Below are 22,958 nucleotides of genomic sequence, written 5' to 3' on the forward strand. Positions count from 1 at the left end.
GCGCAGATGACCGTTGGTCAGTCGGCCATCGGCGGCCAGGGCCGGTACGCCTCGGCCTCGATCCAGGCGCACACCCAGCCGGGCAAGGGAGGCGAGGCCACGTCCAGGCCCATCGCCTCCATCACCCGGGCGGGCGCCACGATGCCGTTCGCGTCCGTTACCGCCGAGCGGTAAAGCGCGTGGTTGGCGCACTCGCCCTTTCGCCACATGCCCTGCTCGATATAGATGAACCGCGCGTCCCAGCCGATGCAGCGGCTTCGCGTCTCGAACCGGTCGAACATCCGGATCCGCCGCCGGTAGCGCACCGTCACCCCCGCCATGGTAAGCCCCCAGCGCTGCGCCTTGAGCGCCGCGATCAGGCCGACCCGCTTGGCCAGGGGCAGCCGCCCGAGGTCCAGCAAGGTCAGCGTGCGCCCGTTGTTCAACTCCATCCACAGGTCCAGATCCCAGGGCCAGCAGACATGGCGCGAAACGTGCATCCCCGTCAGCGGCAGGGGGGCCGCGTTGCGGTGGACGTGGAATTCCTTGGCGAGGCGCAGGAAGGGATACATCGGCTTGCTCCGGTCGGCGGGCACTGGGTCGCGCGGGGCGCCGGGATCGTCAAGGGGAAACGCTGCGGAAAGCCGGTTGCGCCGCGCGCGTGACCGGCTTACCTGTCAGGGACCATTCCCGATCCGGAAAGTCCCCGACATGATGGCAATCTTTGGTGTGCTGGACCTTATCCTCGACGTGGTGTTCTTCATCATGATCGTCCACATCATCCTCAGCTGGCTGATCTCCTTTCAGGTGCTGAACACGCGCCAGCCGGTGGTGATGCAGATCTGGGACGGTCTGAGCCGCCTGCTCGAACCGCTCTACAGTCCGATCCGGCGGATTCTGCCCAATACGGGCGCCCTGGACCTGGCGCCGCTGGTGGTCTTCGTGATCATCATCGCGCTGCGCGACATCATCCTGCCCTCGGTGGCGATGTCCCTGTACTGAGGCGGTTCACCCGGTCACCCCACGCTGAAGTGGTGGGGTGACGGAGAACCGGGCAACTCCTCCGAAAACCGATTGGGACCATGGCCGGCGCCCAGGACCTTCTGTCTTCCGTCTTCGGATTCGACGCCTTCCGGCCGGGTCAGCAAGAGATCGTGGCCGCGGTGGCCGCGGGGCGGAACACGCTGGCCATCATGCCGACCGGCGGGGGCAAGTCGCTGTGCTTTCAGTTGCCCGCGCTGATGCGCGACGGCGTGACGGTGGTGATCTCGCCGCTGATCGCACTGATGCGCGACCAGGTGCGCGGGCTGGCCGAAGCGGGCGTCGCCGCGGGCGCGCTGACATCTGGCAACACCGAGGACGAGACTCGCGAAGTCTTTGCTGCGCTCGATGCGGGGGCACTGAAACTGCTCTACATGGCGCCCGAACGGCTGGCATCGGGTGCCACGCTCAGCCTGTTGCGCCGGATCGGCGTGGGGTTGATCGCGGTGGACGAGGCCCATTGCGTCAGCCAGTGGGGCCACGATTTCCGCCCAGACTACCTGCGGATCGGCGAATTGCGCCGGGCATTGAACGTACCGCTTGCCGCCTTCACCGCCACCGCCGATGCCGAAACCCGCGACGAGATCGTGGCCCGGCTGTTCGACGGGGCGGCGCCGCAGACATTCCTGAGGGGCTTCGACCGGCCCAACATCCACCTTGCCTTTTCGCCCAAGGATCAGCCCCGACGCCAGATCCTGGCCTTTGCCGCGGCGCGCCGCGGCCAGTCGGGCATCGTCTATTGCGCCACGCGCGCCAAGACCGAAAGCCTGGCCCAGGCGCTGGCCGAGGCCGGGCACAGCGCCTGCGCCTATCACGGCGGGATGGAGGCCGGGCAGCGCCGCGAGGTGGAACGCCGGTTCCAGGCCGAGGACGGGCTGATCGTGGTGGCGACGGTCGCCTTCGGCATGGGGATCGACAAGCCCGATATCCGCTGGGTGGCCCATGCCGACCTGCCGAAATCCATCGAATCCTACTACCAGGAAATCGGCCGGGCGGGCCGTGACGGGGCGCCGGCCGAGACGCTGACGCTTTACGGCCCCGAGGACATCCGCCTGCGCCGCGCCCAGATCGACGAAAGCCCCGCCCCGCCCGAACGCCGCGCCGCGGATCACGGCCGGCTGAACGCGCTGCTGGGCCTGGCCGAGGCGCCCGGCTGCCGCCGTCAGACCCTGCTGGGCTATTTCGGCGAGACCGTGCCCGAGCCCTGCGGCCATTGCGACCTCTGCGACACCCCGCCCGAACGCTTCGACGCGACCGAAGCCGTGCAGAAGGCGCTTTCGGCGATGCTGCGCACGGGCGAGAGCTTTGGCACCGGGCATCTCGTCGACATCCTGACCGGCACCGCCACCGACAAGATCCGCGCCCGCGGCCATGACCGGCTGCCGACCTTCGGCGTGGGGCGCGAGTTCGACCGGCGGGGCTGGCAGGCGGTCTTCCGGCAGATGATGGGCCGCGACCTCGTCCGCCCCGACCCCGAGCGCCATGGCGCGCTGCGGATGATGGATGCCGCGCGCCCGATCCTGAAGGGCGAGGCGCGGATCGAACTGCGCCGCGACACCATCGCCGCCGAGAAGGCGCGCCCTGTGGTCAAGGCGCTGGTCTCGGACGAGGACGCGCCGCTGTTGTCGGCGCTGAAGGCCAAGCGGCGTGCGCTGGCCGAGGCTGCCGGTGTGCCCGCCTACATCATCTTCACCGACCGCACCCTGATCGAGATGGCCGAGAAACGCCCCGCGACGCTGGACCAGATGGCGCGGATCGGCGGCGTGGGCGCGACCAAGCTGGAACGCTATGGCGCGGCGTTTCTGGAGGTCGTCGCCGGGGTCACGGCCACGCTGCCCCACCCCGCGCGGCGCAGGCTCGCGGGCCGGGATGCGGGCGATCTCTTCGACCGGCTGATGGCGGTGCAGGCCCGGCTGTCCCGCGGCGAGGGCGGGCTCGACAAGCCATTGTCCTGTTCGGCCTCTCTGGTCGCGAAGCTGGCCGAACTGCGGCCGCGCGACATGGGCACGATGACCCGCATCCTGGGCGAGCGCCGGGCCGACCGCTTCGGCCAGGCCTTTCTGGACGTGCTGGCCGAGGACTGAGGCTGGACGGCCCCGGCCGGTCTGCTATCTGTCCGGCCGATCCATCGCACAGGGGTGCCCCATGCTCGTCGTCATCTCGCCCGCGAAACGGCTGGACCTTGCGCCGGTGGACGGCATCGCCCCCACTTTGCCTGCCTTTCACGAGGATGCAGTGCATCTGGCGGGCGTCGCAGGCGCGCTGAGCCCCGCAGACCTGACGAAGCTGATGCATATCAGCGACAAGCTCGCGCGGCTGAATACCGACCGGTTCCGCGATTTCGCCGCCGCGCCCGCCCCCGAGGCGGTCAAGCCCGCGGTCCTGATGTTCGCGGGCGACACCTATGCCGGGTTCGAGGCCGCCTCGCTGGACGCCGACGATTTGCGCGTCGCCCAGGACCGGCTGCGCATCCTGTCGGGGCTCTACGGGCTGTTGCGTCCGCTCGACGCGATCCAGCCCCACCGGCTGGAAATGGGATCAAAGCTGAAGACCGAGAAGGGCGGGGACCTCTATGCCTATTGGGGCGACCGGCTGGCCCATGTGCTGAACGACGCGGCGCGGGGGGCGGGGACCGATGTCCTGGTGAATTGCGCAAGCCGGGAATATTTCGGCGCAGTCGATGCTGCGGCGCTGTCGCTCCGGGTGATCACGCCCGTCTTCCTCGAGGATCGCCCCGGCGGACCGGCGATCGTCAGCTTCTACGCCAAGAAGGCGCGCGGCGCGATGGCGCGCTTCATCGTCGAACGGCGGCTGACAGATCCCGAAAGCCTGAGCGATTTCGACACGGGCGGCTACCGCTACATGCCCGAGATGTCCGAACCGGACCGGCCCGTGTTCCTGCGCGGCGAAGCCGAGGACTGACGCTCGCCCGTGCGGGCCAGCCGGGTCGACCGGTGCGGGTAAAGGGTTTGCTGCGCGCCGCGGGATTGATGCGCACACATTTCCGTGCGGATCGCAACCTAGATCGCGCGAAGACGCGGCTGGGCCTCGGCGTCGCCGTCAGGTGCGGCGGCCGGATCGGTCCCGGCTTCGGGCGCGTCCGGATGAAGCGGCGCACAGGTCTCGGGGTGATGCGCCTCGATCGTGCCGAGGATGTCGCTTTTCCGCAGCGGCTTGGTCAGGCAGGCGTCGAGCCCTGCCGCGAGGATCTCTTCGGCATCGCCCTGAAGCGCATGGGCGGTCAGCGCGACGATCGGCACTGGCAGATCGCCTTCCTCGGCCTCGATCCGGCGGATCGCGCCGGTGGCCTCCTTGCCGTCGCATTCGGGCATCGAGATGTCCATGAAGATGAGGTCGGGCCGTGAGTCGCGAAAGGCGGCGATCGCCTCGTTTCCGTCGGCCGCGAACCGCATGTCGACATTCAGCCCCGACACCATCTTCTGCAGGACAAGCCGGTTCGTGCGGTTGTCTTCGGCCGCCAGAACGCGCATCTGCCGCAGCGGCGGCACCGGCTTGGGCGCGATCGCCGGTGTCACGGTCGAGATCGCCTCGTAGAGCGCGCGGCGCAGCACGGGTTTCTGCAGGACAAGGTCGATTCCGGATTCCGCGTTCTCGCCGGTCCTTCCAAGGTGGGACGGGTTCGAGGTGAGCATAAGGATCGGGCCCGCATAGCCCGACCGCCGCAGCGCCCTGGCAAAGGCGTAGCCGTCCATGCCGGGCATCCGGTGGTCGGTCAGGATGAGGTCGGCGGACGCGGCGTCGCCGAGCGCGGTTTCGGCCGTGACATGGCAGGTCACATCGAGGCCGAGTTGCGAGAGCTGGCGTTCCAGGATCGTGCGGTTCACCTCCTGGTCATCGACCACAAGCACGTGGCGGACCTCTGCGGTTTGCGGCGAGGGCAGTGCATCGCGTTCTTCGGCAACCGGCAAGGGAAGCCGGAAGCCGAAGCAGGCGCCCTCGCCCTTTTCCGATTCCAGCCAGATCTCGCCGCCCATCATCTCGATCAGGCGCTTGGTGATCGCAAGCCCCAGCCCGGTGCCCTCGAACTTGCGGTTCTGCTGGTCCTCGACCTGGTTGAACTCGCCGAAGATGTGCTCCTGCATATCCTCGGCAATGCCGATGCCGGTATCCTCGACGGTGATATGGACCTGCTGGACCGCACCCTCTTCGACCTCGAAGCCGACGACCCGGACCAGCACGTGCCCTTGCGCGGTGAACTTCACCGCATTGCCGATCAGGTTGGTCAACACCTGGCGGACGCGGCCGCGGTCGCCGGTGAACCAGGTCGGCAGGAACATGTCATAGTCGATAAGCACATCAAGCTGCTTGTCCCGCGCAGGTGCCTGCAGCAGCATGACGATCTCGTAGATCGTGCGCTCCAGATCGAAGGGCTCGGGGTGAAGCTGCAGCTTGTCCGCCTCGATCTTGGAATAGTCGAGCACATCGTTCAGCAGGCTCAAGAGCGCCTCGCCGGATTCCTTGATGGTTTGCGAGTAGAGCCTTTGTTCCTCGTTGAGCTCGGTCTCGCACAGCAGCTCGGCCATGCCGACGACGCCGTTCATGGGCGTTCTCAGCTCGTGGCTCATGTTGGCGAGGAAGGCGGACTTGGCGCGGTTGGCGGCTTCGGCAGCGACCCGGGCACGGTCGAGCGCCTCTTGCTGACGCTTCTGTTCGGTGATGTCGACGCGCAGACCCACGAGGCCGCCATCGGGCGTGCGTTCCTCCAGGATGCGCAGCCAGCGGCCGTCGGCCAGCCGCTGTTCGATCATGCCTTCGGGGCTGTGGTGGCGGTTCAGCCGCTCGGACAGCCATTCCTCCTCGCGGCCCTGCGCCTCGGGATACTGACCTTTCTCGATCCCGAACCGCAGGATGTCCTCGAAACGGTTGCCGGGCTGCATCGCGGGCGCGCTCTCGGCGTAGAAATCGCGGTAGCGGTCGTTGCACATCACCAGCCGGTCGTCGTGGTCGTACAGAACGAATCCGTCGGGGATCGCCTCGACGGCGGCCCACATGCGCATCATTTCCGTGATGTTCATCGAAAGGCACACCATGTCGCCCGAGGGCGTCCGGCGGTCGACAAGCTTGATGTAGTCTCCGCTCCACAGCCGGATGACCCGCGGCGGTACCGGCTCTTCGTGCCAGCGGGTCAGCATGTTCTCGATCCAGCCCAACGGGTCGCGGTCGCCGATGTCGACGATCCCTTCCTCGACGGTCAGGCGGACGATCTCGTCATAGCGCACCCCGGGCATCACCGCCTCGAGCCCGTCGAACACCGACAGATAGGCGCGGTTGGCGATCACCAGCCGGTCCTGGGCATCGAACAGCGCAAAACCGTCCTTGACGGTTTCCAGCGAATCCCAAAGACGCTGCTTGGCGACATCGGCCTCTTGCGAGACCTCGGCCAGTTCCGACAGGACCAGCGAATTCTGCCCGCGCAGTTCCTCGGCGGTCTGGCGAGTCTCGATGATCTCGTCCGACAGGGTGCGCGCGTGCTGGGCGAGCCGGCGGTTCGCCTCGAACAGTTCGCGGCTTTTCTGGTCGAGAAGGCGTTCGGCGGCCAACCGTTTTCGGCGCTCGTTCGCCAGTCTCTCGGGCATGTCCATGCGCGGGTTCTCCACGTGGTTTCGAGCAATGTGACAGAAACGGGGTGAACAGCCGATTAACGCCTGTGGAGGAATCGTTGCCAATCGCGGCGGGGGCATGCCAGCATCGCTGCGCGAGGAGAAGCGCAGAAGGAGGCCGTGATGCGCCGGTTTGCCGCCCTCTTGACCCTCGTGGTCCTGACCCTTCCCGCCCTGGCGCAGCCCGTCCCGGACCCGGTGCCAGAAAAGCGCCTGGCGATCTCGCGCGATGTCGACTTCCCTGGCGGCGATCTGCGCAGCCTGTTCGACACGACCCTTGAGGCCTGCGCGCGGGCCTGCCTGAACGATCCGGCCTGCGGTGCCCTGACCTTCAATACCCGCTCGAACGCCTGTTTCCCCAAGGCGGGCGTCGCGGCGAGCGAACCCTACCAGGGCGCGCTGTCGGCGGTCGTGCTGCGGACGGATCCGGGTGTACTCGCCGCCGCGGCCCAGCGGGCGGTCGATCTGGGATTTCTGACGCCTTCCGACATCGAAGCCGCACGCGCGCAGGCCGAGGCGCTGCCACAGCGCCACCATGTGAACGGCCAGCCGATCGACGCCTGGCTGGCGGCAGCGGCCCGCGCCCGGGCCGAAGGGCGCACCGCAGACGCGCTGGGATTTACCGGGGCCGCGGTCGTGCTGGCGGATACCGGTGCGCTCTGGGTTGAATACGCCACCCTGGCGCGGGCTCTGCCCGCGCAGAACCCCGATGAACGGCGCGCGGCGCTTGGCCGGTCGCTGTCGGCCGCGATCAACGGCTATCTGCGCAGCGTCGCCCCCGCCACCCGGGCGCAGGCACTGGTGGTGATGGCAGAATCGCTCGAGGGGTTGGGGCGCGGGCGCGAGACGGTTCCGGCGCTGCGGCTCGCGCAGGCGCTGGCCCCCCGCGACGACATCGCGCTGCGGCTGGAAGGGGCGATCGGGAAATACGGGTTCCGCGTGGTGGAAACGCAGGTCGAAAGCGATGCGCCCAGCCCCCGCATCTGCGCCCGGTTTTCCGAGCCGCTGGCCCGGGGCGCCGATTTCGCGCCCTTCGTGCAACTGCCCGAACCGGGGCTTGCGGTCACGGCCGAGGACCGGCAGATCTGCGTCTCGGGTGTCCGCCATGGCGAACGCTACCGGCTGACCCTGCGCCCCGGCCTGCCCGCAGAAAGCGGCGAGGTGCTGACCAAGGCGGTCGAACTGACCCAATATGTGCGCGACCGCATCCCCTCGGTGCGCTTTCCGGGCCGGGCCTATGTGCTGCCCAGGGCCAGCGAGGCCGCGCTGCCCGTGGTCACGGTGAACGCCGACCGGTTGGACCTGCGGTTGTACCGGATGACCGATCGCAACCTGCTTCGCGTGATGCAGGACGGCTATTTCGGCCGCCCGATCTCGGCCTGGCAGCAGGACACGTTTTCCGGCGACATGGCCGAGGAGGTCTGGTCCGGTACCGGCGAGGTGGGCATGGATCTGAACCGCGACGTGACCACGCGGCTGCCCCTGTCCGAGGCCATCGCGGGGCTGCCCGCGGGAGTCTACGCGTTGCAGGCCGCGATCCCGGGGGCCAACCCATACGATGAACCCGCCGCGATGCAGTGGTTCGTCCTGTCCGACCTGGGACTCGCGACGATGGACGGGACGGACGGGCTGCATGTCTTCGTCCGGTCGCTGGCCACCGCCGGGCCGAAGGCGGGGGTAACGGTGTCGCTGCTGTCGCGCGCCAACCGCGTTCTGGGAACCGCTACGACCGATACCAAAGGCTATGTCCTGTTCGCTCCTGGGCTGATGCGGGGGCAGGCCGGGGCGGCGCCCGCCCTGGTGACGGTGCAGGAGGGCGAGGCGGATCTGGCCTTCCTGTCGCTGACCGATCCCGAATTCGACCTCTCGGATCGTGGCGTCGAGGGCCGCCCGCCCGCGCCGCCCATCGACGTTTTCCTGTCGACCGACCGCGGCGCGTATCGTGCGGGCGAGACGGTGCGCGCCACCGCGTTGACCCGCGACGGTCGGGCCGAGGCGATCGAGGGCTTGCCGCTGACCGCGATCCTGATCCGGCCGGACGGGGTGGAACATGTCCGCGCGCTGTCGCCGGGTGGCGTTGCGGGCGGGCATGTCTTTGCGCTGCCGGTTGCAGGCAACGCCCCCCGTGGCACCTGGACGCTGGCTGTCCATGCCGATCCCGAGGCGCCGCCGCTCGCTGCGCAAAAGCTGCTGGTCGAGGATTTCCTGCCCGAGCGGATCGATTTCGACCTGACGCTGCCCGACGCGCCGCTGCGCCTGTCGGACCGGCCGGTGCTGGGCATCGAGGCCCGCTATCTGTTCGGTGCCACCGGGGCGGACCTGCCCATCGAGGGTGAGGTGCGGCTTTTGGCGACCGACACGCTGCCCGCCTATCCCGGGTTCCGCTTTGGCCACTATGGCGCCCGTGTCTCCCCCCGGCTGACTGTGATCGAGGGTGGCCCGCGCACCGACGATGGCGGCCGCGCCGCGGTCCCGCTTGCCTTTCCCGCGATCGAGGCCGAGGGAAAGCCGCTTGAGGCGCAGGTGATGGTACGCCTGTCCGAGGGCTCGGGCCGCCCGGTCGAGCGCCGCCTGACCCGCGCCGTGGCGCCCGAGGCGCCGCTGATCGGCATCCGGCCGCTGTTCGAGGGCGTCGTCGGCGAGGGTGCAGAGGCCGGGTTCGACCTGCTCGGCCTTGGCTCGGACGGCACCCCGCAAGAGATGCGGGTCGAATGGGCGCTGAACCGGGTCGAAACGCGCTATCAATGGTACCAGATGGATGGCGACTGGGCATGGGAGCCGATCACCACCCGCTCGCGCGTGACCGGCGGCGAGGCGGTGCTGGCGGGTGGGCGGCTGTCGCTGACGGCCCCGGTGCAATGGGGCCGCTACGAACTGGTGGTCGAACGGCTGGATGGCCCCTATGCCGAGGCGGCGGTTGATTTCTTCGCGGGCTGGTATGCCCCGGCCGACACCACCCGCACACCCGACATGCTGGAGGTTTCTCTCGACAGGCCCGCCTATCGGCCGGGCGAGACCGCAACGCTGCGGATCGTGCCGCGCCACCCCGGCAAGGCGCTGGTCACGGTCATGTCGAACCGGCTGATCGACATGGTTCCGGTGGACCTGGTGGCAGGCGAGAACACCGTCACCTTGCCCGTGACCGATGACTGGGGGGCCGGGGCCTATGTTGCGGTCACGCTGATCCGGCCGATGGACGTGGACGCGGGCCGCAACCCCGCGCGGGCGCTAGGCCTTGCCTATGCGACGGTCGATCCCGGCCCGCACCGGCTGCGCGCCACCTTCGAGGTTCCCGCCGAGGCCGCGCCCCGGCAGCCGCTTGATGTCGTGCTGAGGGTAGAGGGCGTCCAGCCGGGCGAGACGGCGCACGCCACCATTGCCGCGGTCGACCTGGGGATTCTCAACCTCACGGGTTTCGAAAGCCCCGACCCGGATGACCACTATTTCGGCCAGCGCCGGCTGGGGATGGGGCTGCGCGATCTCTATGGCCGCCTCATCGACGGGATGAGCGGCGACATGGGCCAGGTGCGATCGGGCGGCGATGCGGGCGCGGGTGCGCGCATGCAGGCCCCGCCGCCCACCGAGGATCTGGTCGCCCTGTTCGCGGGGCCGGTCGAGGTCGGCCCCGATGGCCTTGCCCGCGCCCGGTTCGACCTGCCCGCCTTCAACGGCACCGTGCGGCTGATGGCGGTGGCCTGGTCGAAGACCGGTGTCGGGCAGGCCGAGGCGGAGGTGCTGGTGCGTGACCCGGTGGTTGTGACCGCCAGCCTGCCGCGCTTTCTCGGGCCCGGCGACCGAAGCCGCCTGCTGCTGGAGATCGTACATGCGACGGGCCCGGCGGGGCGGATGGGGCTTGACGTCACCGCCTCCGGCGTGGCGCTGGATGTGGCCGCGATCCCGTCGGGTCTTGACCTTGCGGCGGGGGGCAAGGCGATCGTCTCGGTCCCCTTGTCCGCAGGCGATCCGGGGCTGCACGAGATCGCCGTGACACTGACCACCCCGGACGGCAGGGTGCTGGTCAAGCGGCTTTCCCTGCCGGTAGACGTCACCGACCCCGAGGTGATGCGCACCTCGCGTTTCACGCTGGCCGACGGCGACCGGTTCACCGCCGATCAGGTCCTGTTCACGGGTTTCCTGCCGGGGACCGGTCGGGCGACGCTGGCGATCGGGCCCATCGCGCGGCTGGATGCGGCGGGGCTCCTGGCAGCACTCGACCGCTATCCCTATGGCTGCACCGAACAGGTGACTTCGCAGGCCCTGCCTCTGCTCTATCTCGACGAGATGGCCGAGGCGATGGGGCTGGGTGCGCGCGACGACTTGCGCAAGCGCGTCGACCGGGCGATCACGGCTGTGCTTGCCAACCAGGCGCCGAACGGATCCTTTGGTCTCTGGCGGCCGGACTCGGGCGATTTCTGGCTGGACGCCTATGTCACCGATTTCCTGAGCCGCGCCCGGGCGCAGGGCCATGACGTGCCCGGCCATGCCTTCCGCTCGGCGTTGGACAACCTCAGGAATCATGTGAACTCTGCCCCCGATTTCGACAAAGGTGGCGAGGACATTGCCTATGCATTGATGGTTCTGGCCCGCGAAGGGGCCGCCGCGATGGCCGACCTGCGCTATTATGCCGACGTCAAGGGCCGGGCCTTCGCGACCCCGCTGGCCGCAGGCCAGTTGGGCGCGGCGCTGGCCGCCTATGGCGACCCGGTGCGGGCCGACGCGATGTTCGCCCATGCCGCGGGCCGGATGGGGGTGCGGATGGTCACCGACGAACAGCCTCTCTGGCGTACCGATTACGGCACCGATCTGCGCGATGCCGCGGGGCTTCTGGCGTTGGCGGCCGAGGCGGGCAGCGCCGCGGTCAATCGCACGGCGCTTGCCGATTTCGTCGCCGCCCCGGGCCGCACCCGATCCACGCAGGAGGCGGTCTGGACGCTGCTGGCCGCCCACGCACTGATCGACCGGCCAGGCGGCGCGGGGTTTACCCTGAACGGGGCGCCCCTCGACGGCCCGCTGGTGCGGATGCTGCGCGAGGGCGACTCCCCGGCCGTGATCGCCAACGCCAGCGGGGCCGAGGAAACCCTGACGGTCACCACCTTTGGCGTGCCCGAGATGGCCGAACCCGCAGGGGGCAACGGCTTTGCCATCACCCGGCGGCATTACACGCTGGAGGGCAAGCCCGCCACGATGGACACCGTGCCTGCGGGCACGCGGCTGGTGACGGTTCTCGAAGTGACGCCCTTCGAGCCGACCGAGGCGCGACTGATGATCGCCGACCCGCTGCCCGCGGGGTTCGAGATCGACAATCCGAACCTCCTGCGGGCGGGCGATGTCCGCGCGCTGGACTGGCTGGGGCTGACCGTCGAGGCGACCCATGCCGAGTTCCGGCAGGACCGGTTCCTGGCCGCGGTGGACCTGCGCTCGGACAACCCGTTCCGGCTGGCCTATATCCTGCGCGCGACATCTCCCGGCACCTACCGCCACCCCGCGGCCAGTGTCGAGGACATGTACCGCCCCGACCGGCGCGCCTGGACCGATGCGGGCCGGGCGACGGTCACCGAATGAGGCGGCTGCCGCTGATACTTGTTGCCGCGCTGGGGCTTGTCGCGGCAGCACGGGACGCGGCCGACAACTGGATCGCGGCGACCGAGTTGCCGCCGCTGGTGGCGGAAGCCTCGGTCGAGGTGCTCGACCGGACCGGCGATCTGCTGCGCGCCTATACCGTGGCCGATGGGCGCTGGCGGCTTGCCATCAGTCTCGATTCGGTGGACCCGGACTACCTGGCGATGCTGATCGCCTACGAGGACCGCCGTTTCCGCCGCCACAACGGCGTTGACGCGCTGGCGCTTGCCCGGGCGGCAGGGCAGGCGGTGCGCCACGGCCGTGTGGTCTCGGGCGGCTCGACGCTGACGATGCAGGTCGCGCGGCTGCTGGAGGACAGCGGCACCGGGCACTGGGCGGGCAAGCTGCGCCAGATGCGCGTGGCGCTGGCGCTGGAACGGCGGCTGACCAAGGACCAGATCCTCGCGCTTTACCTCAACCGCGCGCCGTTCGGCGGCAACCTCGAAGGCCTGCGTGCGGGCAGCCTGTCCTGGCTCGGCAAGCCGCCCCGGCGGCTGACGCCGGCCGAGGCCGCGCTGCTGGTCGCGCTTCCGCAATCGCCAGAGGCCCGCCGCCCCGACCGCGACCCCGCCGCCGCCCGTGCCGCCCGTGACCGCGTTCTTGCGCGGATGGCCAGGGCGGGCGTTCTGGCCGCCGAAGAGGCCGAGACGGCCGTCCGAACCCCCGTGCCCACGGTCCGCCAACCCTTCCCGGCGCTCGCGCCGCACCTTGCCGACCGCACCCGCGCGGCCGACCCGCTTGCACCGCTGCACCGTCTGACCGTCGATGCCGCGCTGCAGACCCGGCTCGAGTCCCTGCTCCGGCGCACCGTTGCGCCCCTCGGAGCCCAGCTTTCCGCAGCCCTCATAGTTGCCGACCACCGCACGGGCGAGATCCTTGCCCATCTCGGCAGCCCTGATTTCACCGACACCGCGCGGGCGGGCTATGTCGACATGACCGCTGCGCTCCGCTCACCCGGCTCGACGCTGAAACCCCTGGTCTACGGCCTTGCCTTTGCCGAGGGGCTGGCCCATCCCGAAACGCTGATCGAGGACCGTCCGACCGCCTTCGGCGCCTACCGCCCGGCGAATTTCGACGGCAGTTATCGCGGCACGATTCCGGTGCGCGAGGCGCTGCAAGCCTCACGCAACATCCCCGTCGTGGCGCTGGCCGAGGCGCTGGGCCCGGCCCGTCTGATCGCTCGGCTGCAACGGGCCGGTATCCGTCCGGCGATCCCCGGCGAACTGCCCGGTCTCGCGATCACGCTGGGCGGGCTCGGGCTCACGCTCGAAGACCTTGTCCGCCTCTATGCCGCACTCGCCAATGGCGGCCGCGCGGTCGACCTGCACTGGCGTTCCGACGCGCCGGGCGACACCCCTGGCTCCGCCGTGCTGCCACCGGAGGCCGCCTGGCAGGTGGCCGACATCCTGCGCGGCGTGCCCGCGCCCCCGACTGCGCCGCAGCGCCGGATCGCCTTCAAGACGGGCACCTCCTACGGCTACCGCGACGCCTGGGCGGTGGGGTTCGACGGGGCCCATGTGATCGCGGTGTGGATGGGCCGCCCCGATGGAACCCCGGTGCCAGGGGCCTTCGGGGCCGATCTCGCCGCGCCGCTCCTCTTCGAGGCCTTCGCGCGGTTGAAGTCCGCGCCCGATCCGCTGCCGCCTCCACCGCCGGGCACGCTGATCGCCGCCAATGCCGGGCTTCCGCCGCCGCTGCGCCATTTCGATCGGCGCGACGCGTCCGGGTCGGACAGGTCGGGCCCCCGTATCGGCTTTCCCCCGCACGGGGCGCGCCTGCCGCTCGATGCCGCCCGCCTGCCGGTCAGGCTCGACGGCGGCACGCCGCCCTTCACGCTGCTGGCCGATGGAGCGCCGGTGCTGACCGGGCTGCGCCACCGCGAAACGGAACTCGCCGCGCCCGGCGCCGGGTTCCTGACGCTCTCGGTGATCGACGCCAATGGTCACGCTGCAAGAGCAGAGGTCTTCTTCGTCCCCTGAGCTTCTTCTTGGTCGAAATACTCGAACGCGCGCCGCAAGGCGCGCGCCCTGAAAGACTTGGCCCCGAAGGGGCCTCCACTGGATAACCGTCTAGAGCCGCTCCAGCGCCAGCGCGATGCCCTGCCCGCCGCCAATGCACATCGTCACCAGCGCGCGCTTGCCGCCGATCCGCTCCAGTTCATAAAGCGCCTTGAGCGTGATGAGCGCCCCGGTCGCGCCGACCGGGTGGCCCAGCGCAATGGCCCCGCCATTCGGGTTCACCCGGGCGGGGTCGAGCCCCAGCGCCCGGCTGACCGCGATGGCCTGGGCCGCGAAGGCCTCGTTGCTTTCGATCACGTCGAAATCGTCGGCCTTGAGGCCGGTCCGGGCCAGCAGCGCCTCGACCGCGGGTACCGGCCCGATCCCCATCACCTCGGGCCGCACCCCGGCATGGGCATAGCCCAGCAGCCGCGCGATGGGCTTGAGGCCCGCCGCCTCGGCCGCCGCCTCGCGCGCCAGTACCAGCGCCGCGGCGCCGTCGTTGATGCCGCTGGCGTTGCCCGCGGTCACGCTGCCGTCCTTCTGGAACACCGGCCGCAGCCCCGCGAGCGCGTCGAGGGTCGTGGCCTTGGGGTGTTCGTCCACCTTGAAGGCCACTGTCTCGCGCCGGACCGTCACCTCGACCGGGACGATCTGGGCGTCGAAGCGGCCCTCGGCGATGGCCCAGGCGGCGCGTTCCTGGCTTTGCAGCGCGAAGGCGTCCTGATCGGCGCGGGACACCCCGTGCTCGGCGGCCACGTTTTCGGCGGTGACGCCCATGTGCCCGGTGCCGAAGGGGCAGCTGAGCGCGCCCAGCATCATGTCGGCCGCGCCCGCGTCGCCCATCTTCTGGCCCCAGCGCGCGGCGGGCAGGATGTGGGGCGACCGGCTCATGTTCTCGGCGCCGCCCGCCAGCCCGAACTCGGCGTCGCCCAGCATCAGCGCCTGCGCGACCGAGACGATGGCCTGTGCCCCCGACCCGCACAGCCGGTTCACGTTCATCGCGGGCACCGTCTCGGGGATGCCGGCCTCCATGGCCGCGACGCGGCTGAGATACATGTCGCGCGGCTCGGTGTTGATCACGTGGCCGAAGGCGACGTGGCCGATCTGGGCGCCCTTGACGCCCGCGCGTTCCAGCGCGGCCCGGGCGGCGATGGCGCCCAGCGTGATGGGTGGCGTGCCCGCGAGGGCGCCGCCGAAGGTGCCGATGGCGGTGCGCGCGCCGCTCAGGATGACGATGCCGGTCATGGGCCGATTCCTCCCCGGATGTGCCGTTGCGGCAGTCTTGCCCGGCCGGACGTCCTTGGCCAGCGCGGAATTCCGGTTTCGTGACCGCCTGCCGCAAGCGGCGATACCGTTTCCCCGGGGCGCCGGCCCGTTGGTGCCGAGGGAGAACCGCCATCAACGAGGACGCCGGGCCGTGCGGACCGCCGCAGGCCAAGGCATCGCCGGGACGGCGGCGGGAAACCGGTGGTGTCGGCGGTACCTATGCGGGACGGGGCTGGGATTGCGACGCGAACAGCGACGGGGGCGGGGATTGCGGTGGTGGAGACTGAGCGTTTCCATCCCCGGCCTTGACCCGACATTGACGGTGGCCTGAAAACGGGGCACCGGGCGGCATCGGGCCTTGGCGCGGTTGCCGACCCCGCCCCGGCCGATCGGACGAAAAAACCGGTTGCAGCTTGACGCGGGCTGGCAGAGGTTAACAGCCGGATAGCGGACAAGAACAAGAACCGGTGTGGGAGAACGCTATGTCCAAGGGTCCCGGCCGGGGCGCGCCCCGGTGTTGTCCGTGCGTCAGCCCGACGGGGTCCATCCTGACGCCGATCGCGGGGAGGTCCGCGGATGCCCTATGACTACAAGCCATTCCCCTATGTCGCGCCGCCCGGCCTGACGACGCCCGAGCCGCGCCACAAGGTGATCGTCGTCGGTGCGGGGCCTGTCGGGTTGGCCATGGCGCTGGATCTGGCGGCGCGCGGCGTGCCCTCGGTCCTGCTGGACGACAATGATGTGGTCTCGGTCGGGTCGCGCGCGATCTGCTGGTCCAAGCGCAGCCTCGAGCTGTTCGACCGGCTGGGGGTCGCCGACAAGGTGCTGGGCAAGGGGGCGACATGGAGCGTCGGCCGGGTCTGCCACGGTGACGACGAGATCTTCAGCTTTGACCTCGCCGCCGAGCCGGGCCACCGGATGCCGCCCTTCGTCAACCTTCAGCAATATCATGTCGAGGCGTTCCTGGCCGAGCGTGCACTCGCCGAGCCGCTGGTGGACCTGCGGTTCAGAAACCGCGTCACCGGCATCGACCAGACCGGCGACACGGTCCATGTCACGGTCAAGACACCCGACGGACACTATGCGCTGACCGCCGATTACGTCATCGCCTGCGACGGTGCGCGTTCGACGATCCGGGCGATCCTTGACCTCGATTTCGATGGCGAACTGTTCGAGGAACGGTTCCTGATCGCGGATATCGAGATGGAGGGGGACCTGCCCTCGGAACGCTGGTTCTGGTTCGAGCCGGGGTTCCACGACGGCCAGTCGGCGCTGTTGCACCGTCAGGCGGACAATGTCTACCGGATCGACCTGCAGCTTGGGCCGGATGCCGACCCGGAGGAAGAGAAGAAGCCCGAGAAGGTCATCCCCCGGATCGAGAAGGTGGTTGGCCCCGATTTCGAGCTGGACTGGGTCAGTATCTACAGCTTTCAGTGCCGGCGGCTGAAGGATTTTGTCCATGGAAGGGTGATCTTTGCCGGCGATAGCGCCCATCTGGTCTCGCCCTTCGGAGCGCGCGGCGGCAACGGCGGATTGCAGGATGTCGACAACCTGGGCTGGAAGCTTGCCGCGGTGCTGGACGGCCGGGCGCCCGAAAGCCTGCTGGACAGCTACAACCGCGAGCGGGTGCAGGCCGCCGACGAGAACATCGTCCAGTCCAGCCGCGCCACGCGTTTCATGACCCCCGCGAACGGCGCCGAGCGGTTGTTCCGCGACCAGGTTCTGGCGCTGGCGCGCAAGGCACCCTTTGCCCGGGGCTGGGTCAATTCCGGGCGGCTGTCCACGCCCTGCGTCTATGCCACGACCGCGCCCGATGACCCGGCCTTGCCGCCCGTGTCGCGGCCCGGTGCCGTCGCGCCCGACGCGCCGCAGGGCAATGGCTGGCTGCTGAACGCGCTGGGCCGGGATGTCGTGCTGCTGGCCGTGAATTGCGACGCGCCCGCGGGGCTGGATGTGCCCGTGCTGCGGATCGAGGTGAATGATCTGGTGGCCGAACGCTATCTCGGGGATGCCGAGCGCGCGCTTTATCTGGTGCGCCCCGACCAGGTGATCGCCGCGCGCTGGATCGAGGCCGATGCGCGGCAGGTCAGGAAGGCGCTGGCCGCGCTTTGGGAGGGGCGGCCGTGAGCCTGATCGCGACGCCGAATATCGACGACCATGACGCGTTCTATGCCGAGTTGCTGGCCGCCCATCGGGGGCTGACCGAGGCGCAGAGCCAGGCGCTGAACGCCCAGCTTGTGCTGATCCTCGCCAACCATATCGGGGATCGCCAGATCCTGCGTGAGGCACTGGAGCTTGCCCGGGCGCGGTGAGGTTCCGGCCCGGCCGGATCAGTCCAGCCTGCGCGCCTCGTCGACCAGCATGATCGGGATGCCGCCCCGGATCGGAAAGGCAAGGCCGGCCGCCTTGGATACCAGTTCCTGCCGCTCGGCATCATAGGCCAGCGTTGCGTGGGTCACGGGGCAGACCAGCGATTCCAGCATCCTGCGGTCGGCGTGGGGGGCATCGTTCACTGCATCGTCTCCTCGTCGGTACCGCTTCTCAGTGCGAACTCGATCAACGTCACCAGGGTTTCCCGCCGCGTCGAGAGCGAGGGTGCCTCCAGCAGCGCCTGCTTGTCCTCGGGCGAGAATGGGCACAGCATCGACAGCGAGTTGATCAGAAGCTCGTCCTCGGCCTCCTTCAGGCTGTCCCAGTCGGTGGCAAGATCGCGGCTTGCGAAGAACCGCCGCAAAAGGTTCAGGAACCGCACGCGGTCAAAGCTGGCATCGTCTTCGCCTGGACCAAGATCGCGGGCGAAGCCGTCCCAGGAGACCTCGGCCTTGAGATAGGGGGCAAAGCCCGACACCTCGCGCGTGATCCGATAGCGCGAGGCGCCCGACAGCGTGATCATGTAGCGCCCGTCCTCGGTTTCCGAGAACGCGGTCACGCGGCCGGCACAGCCGATCGCATGAAGCCTGCGCTCGCCCCCGCCGGGCACCTCGCGCGGCTGGATCATGCCGATCAGTCGATGTGGGGTTTTCAGCGCGTCATCGAACATCGCCAGATAGCGTGGTTCGAAGATGTGAAGGGGCAGCCGGGCGCGCGGCAACAGCAACGCGCCCGGAAGCGGGAAGACGGGGATCGTGTCGGGCAGGTCGGCCGATGAAATCATATCCGGCAAGCTAGGCCGCGATCCCCGTCAGGCAAATATCATCGACGACAGTTTTCTGCGGCCTTTCAGCACGATCGGATCCTGCGGCTTGAGCGCGTCGAAGATGGTGAACAACTGGGCCTTTGCCGCGCCGTCGTTCCACTCGCGGTCGCGGCGGAACAGGTCCAGCAATTCGTCCACCGCCTCCTCGACCTTGCCAGAGGCGTGCAGCGCCTTGGCAAGGTCGAACCGCGCCTGATGGTCGTCGGGATCGTGGTCGACCGCGGCGCGCAGTTCGGCCACGGGGCCCGCCTCGGCGGCCTGGCGGGCAAGGGCGATCTGGGCGCGGGCGGCCTCGATCTCGGGCGCCTTGGCGACCTCGGTCGGGACCGAGGCCAGAAGCCCCTCGGCCTGGTCGATCTCTCCCAGGGCAAGGTGCGCGCGGATCAGCCCGCCATAGGCGCCCGCGTGGGTCGGATCCTCGCCCAGAACCGCGGCAAAGGTCTGCGCAGCATCGACCACGGCGCCCTCGGCCAGCATCTGCTCGGCCGCCTCGACCGCCTCGCCAAGCCCGCCATCGCCTGCCGCGGCGGCCACGCGCTCGACAAAGGCGCGGATCTCGGATTGCGGCAAGGCACCCTGAAAGCCGTCCAGTGGCTGGCCCTCGAAGAAGGCATACACCGTCGGGATCGACTGGATGCGCAACTGGGCGGCGACCTGATGATTCTCGTCCACGTTGATCTTGACCATGCGGACCTTGCCGCCGGCTTCGGTCACCGCCTGTTCCAGCATCGGACCCAAGGTCTTGCACGGCCCGCACCAGGGCGCCCAGAAATCGACGATCACAGGCACCTCTTTCGAGACGTCGATCACGTCCTCCATGAAGGTCGCTTCCGAGATTTCCTTGATCAGGTCGCCCTGCGGCTGGGCCGTCTTCGAAGAGCCGCCAAGTTCCAGCATGTCACCGTCTCCGTGTTTCAGAGATTTTGCGCCTTATATGAGGTTTGCGAGGCAAAACCCAAGGCCGAAGTCCTAGAGATCGAAACAGGCGAAGACCGGCGCATGATCCGAAGGCTGGTCCCAGCCACGGGCGGCGCGCAAGATGCGGCTGCCATGGGCGGCCAGAGCGATATCGGGCGAGGCCCAGACATGGTCGAGCCTGCGCCCCTTGTCGGCGGCGTCCCAGTCGCGCGCGCGGTAGGACCACCAGGAGTAGAGCTTGCCCTCGGGGATGTCGGCGCGGGTGACGTCGACCCAACCGCCGGCCTCCTGCGCCTCGGCCAGATGCTCGACCTCGATCGGCGTATGGCTGACCACCTTGAGAAGCTGCTTGTGGCTCCAGACGTCATCTTCGCGCGGGGCGATGTTGAGATCCCCCACGAGGATTGCCCTTTCCGGCCTGTTTTCACGGAAGAAGTCGCGCATTTCGCGTACATAATCGAGCTTCTGGCCGAACTTTTCGTTTACCGCGCGGTCGGGTATGTCCCCGCCTGCGGGCACGTAGAAATTGTGGATCGTCACCCCGCTTTCCAGCCGCGCGGCCACGTGCCGGGCATGTCCCAGCCCGGCGAAATCCAGATCGCCCGCGTCCTCCACCGGCAGTTTCGACAGGATCGCGACGCCGTTGTAGCCCTTCTGCCCGCGGGCCACGACATGCCCGTAGCCCAATCCCCGGAACGTCTCGAGCGGCATCTTCTCGACCGGGCTCTTGCATTCCTGCAGACACAGGATGTCGGGCGCCTCCTCGGTCAAGAGGCGTTTGACCAGCGTCTCGCGCAGGCGGATCGAGTTGATGTTCCAGGTGGCAAGCGTGACGGGCATGGGGGTCTCCGGTCCGGGGCAACCGGGCGCAGGCTAGTGGCCTTGTTGCCGGGTCTCAAGGGGCCGCCGGCCGGTGTCCCGGCGCAGGTGCAGATCATCGGGCATTAACGTCTGAGAAAGTCTCTGGTGGGACAAAGGGGGCGCCCGAAGGATGGAACGTGCCATGCCCCTTGATCCCGGCTTTGACCGGCGCGAGAATGAAGCTTACCTGGATGCGCTGGTTTGCACCGGCGAGGTGCTCGGCCGCGACATCGTCGAGGTCGCAGCGTTTCTGGACGACCTCGAAAGCGCAGCGGAAGCGCAACTCAGCCATATCAAGGCCGCACACGAGGCCGCGTCTTCGGTTGCCGCCGCGAACGACCGTGTCCAGGGCGCCGTCGACCAGGTTGCGGGCGCCGTCGACGAGACGATGGAGGCGGTCTCCGGCTCGGCCGAGCTGCTGCGCGATACCGGGCGGCGCAGCCAGAGTCTGGCGGCCTGGGTGCAATCTGTCGACTCCCGGATGGCCGATGTCGTCGGCACACTCAGTTCGGTGCACGACTCGAATGCCGAGATCGTGAGCATTTCCAAACAGGTGAACATCCTCGCCATCAATGCCAAGATCGAGGCGGTGCGGGCAGGCGACGCGGGCCGCGGCTTTGCCGTGGTGGCCGAGGCGATCAACCAGCTTTCGCACCAGACCGCTACCGCGGCAGACAAGATTTCCCGGGCGATCTCGGGATTGAGGGAAACGATCGTCACGCTGAAGACCGAGGCGGGCAAGGCGTCCGGCGATGCCGGGGCGGTGCTATCGGCCGCCACCGAGACCGACCAGATGCTGGGACGGATGACCGGCTCGGTCGAGATGACGCGGGCCGCCGCGCTGGACATCGCGGGACGCGCCCAGGAGGTGCGTGCTGCCAATGACAGTTTCGCGCCTTATTTCCACGAGCTGGTCGGGACCACGCGCCGGACCGCCGAAGGGGTCAAGGAGGCGCGGGCCCGCGTCGACGGCCTTGTGACGATGGGTGAAACGGTGGTGCAGAACTCGGTCCTTGCCGGGGCATCCCATGCCGACGCCACGCTGATCGACTTCGTGCGCCAGACCGCCGCGCAGATCGGCCAGATCTTCGAGGCGGCCGTCGACAGCGGCAAGATTGGCGCGGGCGCCCTGTTCGACCAGCGCTACGCGCCGATCCCCAACACCGATCCGCAACAGGTCATGGCGCCCTATACCGCACTGACCGACGCCCTGCTGCCGTCGGTCCAGGAACCCGCGCTGGACCTCGACCCCCGGATCGTGTTCTGCGCGGCGGTCGACCGCAACGGCTATCTGCCTACCCACAACCGGAAATATTCCAGGCCGCAGGGCGACGACCCCGTGTGGAACACCGCGAACTGCCGCAACCGCCGGATCTTCGGCGACCGTGTGGGGTTGCGGGCCGGACGGTCGCAGGATCCGTTCCTGATCCAGATCTACCGCCGCGACATGGGCGGGGGCGACTTCGTGCTGATGAAGGACCTGTCCGCGCCGATCGCGGTCAAGGGACGACACTGGGGCGGGTTGCGGCTGGCCTACCGGTTCTGATCTGGACGGTGCAGCCGTTCGCCCGCCAGACGCAGCCACATGGCGGCCTTGCCCGCCATGCGGCCGCCCAACCGCGTCCGCGGCGCCTCAGGCCACCAGCCGGTAGCCGCCCGACTCGGTGACCAGCAGCCGCGCGTTCGACGGATCGGGCTCGATCTTCTGGCGCAGCCGGTAGATATGGGTTTCCAGCGTGTGGGTCGTGACCCCCGCGTTGTAGCCCCAGACCTCGTGCAGCAGGACGTCGCGGGCGACCACGCCCTCGGAGGCGCGGTAGAGGAATTTCAGGATGTTGGTCTCCTTCTCGGTCAGGCGGATCTTGCGCTCGTCCTCGGTGATCAGCATCTTCATCGCCGGTTTGAACGTGTACGGCCCCAACTGGAACACCGCGTCCTCGGACTGTTCGTGCTGGCGCAACTGGGCGCGGATACGCGCCAGCAGGACGGGGAACTTGAACGGCTTGGTGACGTAGTCGTTGGCGCCTGCGTCCAGCCCCAGGATCGTGTCGGCATCGCTGTCATGGCCCGTGAGCATCAGGATCGGGCACTTGACGTTCTGCTTGCGCATCCGCCGACACAGTTCGCGCCCGTCGGTGTCGGGCAGGCCGACGTCCAGGATCACCAGATCGTAGATCGCGGCCTTGGCCTTTTCCATCGCCTCGGCGCCGTTGCCGGCTTCGAACACGTCGAAATCCTCGGTCATCACCAGTTGCTCGCTGAGCGCCTCGCGCAGGTCGTCGTCGTCATCGACCAGCAGGATTTTCTTCAGGTTGCTCATGCTTCTCCCTCCTGTCACGTCCCCGCGACCAGATGTGCACGGGGGCAGGCCGCACAAGTTTTGCAACAGGCTTTTCACGCAAGCGTGTGGCGGGGAAGAGTTTTGTTTCATATCTGTCGGATTTGGCGCTACACCCG

16 protein-coding genes are annotated in these 22,958 nt (G+C 68.9%); 8 read left to right on the plus strand and 8 right to left on the minus strand.

What is annotated here, in order from left to right:
* Positions 1-17: 17 nt before the first annotated feature.
* On the minus strand, positions 18-551 hold the full coding sequence (locus EV655_RS15260) for an acyl-CoA thioesterase (RefSeq protein ID WP_132546228.1): 534 nt from the start codon (positions 549-551) through the stop codon (positions 18-20).
* A gap of 139 nt (positions 552-690) precedes the next feature.
* Here EV655_RS15260 and EV655_RS15265 point away from each other — a divergent pair, with 139 nt between their 5' ends.
* From EV655_RS15265 to yaaA, 3 genes are all read left to right on the plus strand, one after another.
* Positions 691-981 carry a YggT family protein gene (locus tag EV655_RS15265; protein ID WP_132546229.1) on the plus strand — a complete coding sequence of 97 codons (291 nt, stop codon included), beginning with the start codon at positions 691-693 and terminating at the stop codon, positions 979-981.
* An 80-nt stretch (positions 982-1,061) separates the two neighbouring features.
* Positions 1,062-3,104, plus strand: coding sequence for a DNA helicase RecQ (gene recQ / locus EV655_RS15270; protein ID WP_132546230.1), 2,043 nt, complete (start codon positions 1,062-1,064; stop codon positions 3,102-3,104).
* 61 nt (positions 3,105-3,165) lie between these two features.
* Positions 3,166-3,942: a peroxide stress protein YaaA gene (gene yaaA, locus EV655_RS15275; RefSeq protein ID WP_132546231.1), complete on the plus strand. Its 777-nt coding sequence runs from the start codon at positions 3,166-3,168 to the stop codon at positions 3,940-3,942.
* A gap of 98 nt (positions 3,943-4,040) precedes the next feature.
* On the opposite strand, the gene EV655_RS15280 is transcribed toward yaaA, so the two are convergent.
* Positions 4,041-6,623, minus strand: coding sequence for a hybrid sensor histidine kinase/response regulator (locus EV655_RS15280; protein WP_132546302.1), 2,583 nt, complete (start codon positions 6,621-6,623; stop codon positions 4,041-4,043).
* Positions 6,624-6,764: 141 nt separating this feature from the next.
* On the opposite strand from EV655_RS15280, the gene EV655_RS15285 reads away from it, so the two are divergent.
* Complete coding sequence (locus EV655_RS15285; RefSeq protein WP_132546232.1) at positions 6,765-12,203, plus strand: alpha-2-macroglobulin family protein; 5,439 nt, start codon at positions 6,765-6,767, stop codon at positions 12,201-12,203.
* Complete coding sequence (gene pbpC / locus EV655_RS15290) at positions 12,200-14,239, plus strand: penicillin-binding protein 1C (RefSeq protein WP_132546233.1); 2,040 nt, start codon at positions 12,200-12,202, stop codon at positions 14,237-14,239. Before EV655_RS15285 ends, pbpC begins: the two co-directional genes overlap by 4 nt.
* A 90-nt stretch (positions 14,240-14,329) precedes the next feature.
* Here the strand turns inward: pbpC and EV655_RS15295 are convergent, their stop codons facing one another.
* On the minus strand, positions 14,330-15,505 hold the full coding sequence (locus EV655_RS15295) for an acetyl-CoA C-acyltransferase family protein (RefSeq protein WP_132546234.1): 1,176 nt from the start codon (positions 15,503-15,505) through the stop codon (positions 14,330-14,332).
* Positions 15,506-16,102: 597 nt separating this feature from the next.
* On the opposite strand from EV655_RS15295, the gene EV655_RS15300 reads away from it, so the two are divergent.
* A complete protein-coding gene (locus EV655_RS15300; RefSeq protein WP_132546235.1) occupies positions 16,103-17,653 on the plus strand; it encodes an FAD-dependent oxidoreductase in 1,551 nt (516 codons plus the stop codon).
* Positions 17,650-17,838 (plus strand): DUF2783 domain-containing protein, encoded by a 189-nt coding sequence (locus EV655_RS15305; protein WP_132546236.1) that lies wholly within the window; start codon positions 17,650-17,652, stop codon positions 17,836-17,838. The genes EV655_RS15300 and EV655_RS15305 overlap by 4 nt, the downstream gene beginning before the upstream one ends.
* 18 nt (positions 17,839-17,856) lie before the next feature.
* Here the strand turns inward: EV655_RS15305 and EV655_RS15310 are convergent, their stop codons facing one another.
* The 4 genes from EV655_RS15310 to EV655_RS15325 all read right to left on the minus strand — a co-directional run bounded on the left by EV655_RS15310 (position 17,857) and on the right by EV655_RS15325 (position 20,480).
* Positions 17,857-18,009 carry a Trm112 family protein gene (locus EV655_RS15310; RefSeq protein ID WP_132546303.1) on the minus strand — a complete coding sequence of 51 codons (153 nt, stop codon included), beginning with the start codon at positions 18,007-18,009 and terminating at the stop codon, positions 17,857-17,859.
* A 26-nt stretch (positions 18,010-18,035) separates the two neighbouring features.
* Complete coding sequence (locus tag EV655_RS15315; protein WP_132546237.1) at positions 18,036-18,680, minus strand: LON peptidase substrate-binding domain-containing protein; 645 nt, start codon at positions 18,678-18,680, stop codon at positions 18,036-18,038.
* A gap of 27 nt (positions 18,681-18,707) precedes the next feature.
* Entirely contained in the window at positions 18,708-19,619 is a 912-nt protein-coding gene (trxA, locus tag EV655_RS15320) for a thioredoxin (protein WP_132546238.1), read from the minus strand.
* 72 nt (positions 19,620-19,691) lie between these two features.
* Positions 19,692-20,480 (minus strand): exodeoxyribonuclease III, encoded by a 789-nt coding sequence (locus EV655_RS15325; RefSeq protein ID WP_132546239.1) that lies wholly within the window; start codon positions 20,478-20,480, stop codon positions 19,692-19,694.
* A 163-nt stretch (positions 20,481-20,643) separates the two neighbouring features.
* Between EV655_RS15325 and EV655_RS15330 the strand changes: the two genes are divergently transcribed.
* Positions 20,644-22,047 (plus strand): methyl-accepting chemotaxis protein, encoded by a 1,404-nt coding sequence (locus tag EV655_RS15330; protein ID WP_165905369.1) that lies wholly within the window; start codon positions 20,644-20,646, stop codon positions 22,045-22,047.
* A gap of 87 nt (positions 22,048-22,134) precedes the next feature.
* Here EV655_RS15330 and EV655_RS15335 read toward each other — a convergent pair whose 3' ends face one another.
* Positions 22,135-22,821, minus strand: a complete 687-nt coding sequence (locus EV655_RS15335) for a response regulator transcription factor (protein ID WP_132546241.1) — start codon at positions 22,819-22,821, stop codon at positions 22,135-22,137.
* Positions 22,822-22,958 lie beyond the last annotated feature (137 nt).

It is taken from the genome of Rhodovulum euryhalinum, from assembly GCF_004342445.1.
GTDB lineage: Bacteria > Pseudomonadota > Alphaproteobacteria > Rhodobacterales > Rhodobacteraceae > Rhodovulum > Rhodovulum euryhalinum.

Excerpts from the sequence above, each read along its gene's own strand:
- EV655_RS15260 (WP_132546228.1), bottom strand. The coding sequence starts at position 551 with ATGTATCCCTTCCTGCGCCTCGCCAAGGAATTCCACGTCCACCGCAAC.
- EV655_RS15265 (WP_132546229.1), top strand. The coding sequence starts at position 691 with ATGATGGCAATCTTTGGTGTGCTGGACCTTATCCTCGACGTGGTGTTC.
- recQ (WP_132546230.1), top strand. The coding sequence starts at position 1,062 with ATGGCCGGCGCCCAGGACCTTCTGTCTTCCGTCTTCGGATTCGACGCC.
- yaaA (WP_132546231.1), top strand. The coding sequence starts at position 3,166 with ATGCTCGTCGTCATCTCGCCCGCGAAACGGCTGGACCTTGCGCCGGTG.
- EV655_RS15280 (WP_132546302.1), bottom strand. The coding sequence starts at position 6,623 with ATGGACATGCCCGAGAGACTGGCGAACGAGCGCCGAAAACGGTTGGCC.
- EV655_RS15285 (WP_132546232.1), top strand. The coding sequence starts at position 6,765 with ATGCGCCGGTTTGCCGCCCTCTTGACCCTCGTGGTCCTGACCCTTCCC.
- pbpC (WP_132546233.1), top strand. The coding sequence starts at position 12,200 with ATGAGGCGGCTGCCGCTGATACTTGTTGCCGCGCTGGGGCTTGTCGCG.
- EV655_RS15295 (WP_132546234.1), bottom strand. The coding sequence starts at position 15,505 with ATGACCGGCATCGTCATCCTGAGCGGCGCGCGCACCGCCATCGGCACC.
- EV655_RS15300 (WP_132546235.1), top strand. The coding sequence starts at position 16,103 with ATGCCCTATGACTACAAGCCATTCCCCTATGTCGCGCCGCCCGGCCTG.
- EV655_RS15310 (WP_132546303.1), bottom strand. The coding sequence starts at position 18,009 with ATGCTGGAATCGCTGGTCTGCCCCGTGACCCACGCAACGCTGGCCTAT.
- EV655_RS15315 (WP_132546237.1), bottom strand. The coding sequence starts at position 18,680 with ATGATTTCATCGGCCGACCTGCCCGACACGATCCCCGTCTTCCCGCTT.
- trxA (WP_132546238.1), bottom strand. The coding sequence starts at position 19,619 with ATGCTGGAACTTGGCGGCTCTTCGAAGACGGCCCAGCCGCAGGGCGAC.
- EV655_RS15325 (WP_132546239.1), bottom strand. The coding sequence starts at position 20,480 with ATGCCCGTCACGCTTGCCACCTGGAACATCAACTCGATCCGCCTGCGC.
- EV655_RS15330 (WP_165905369.1), top strand. The coding sequence starts at position 20,644 with ATGCCCCTTGATCCCGGCTTTGACCGGCGCGAGAATGAAGCTTACCTG.
- EV655_RS15335 (WP_132546241.1), bottom strand. The coding sequence starts at position 22,821 with ATGAGCAACCTGAAGAAAATCCTGCTGGTCGATGACGACGACGACCTG.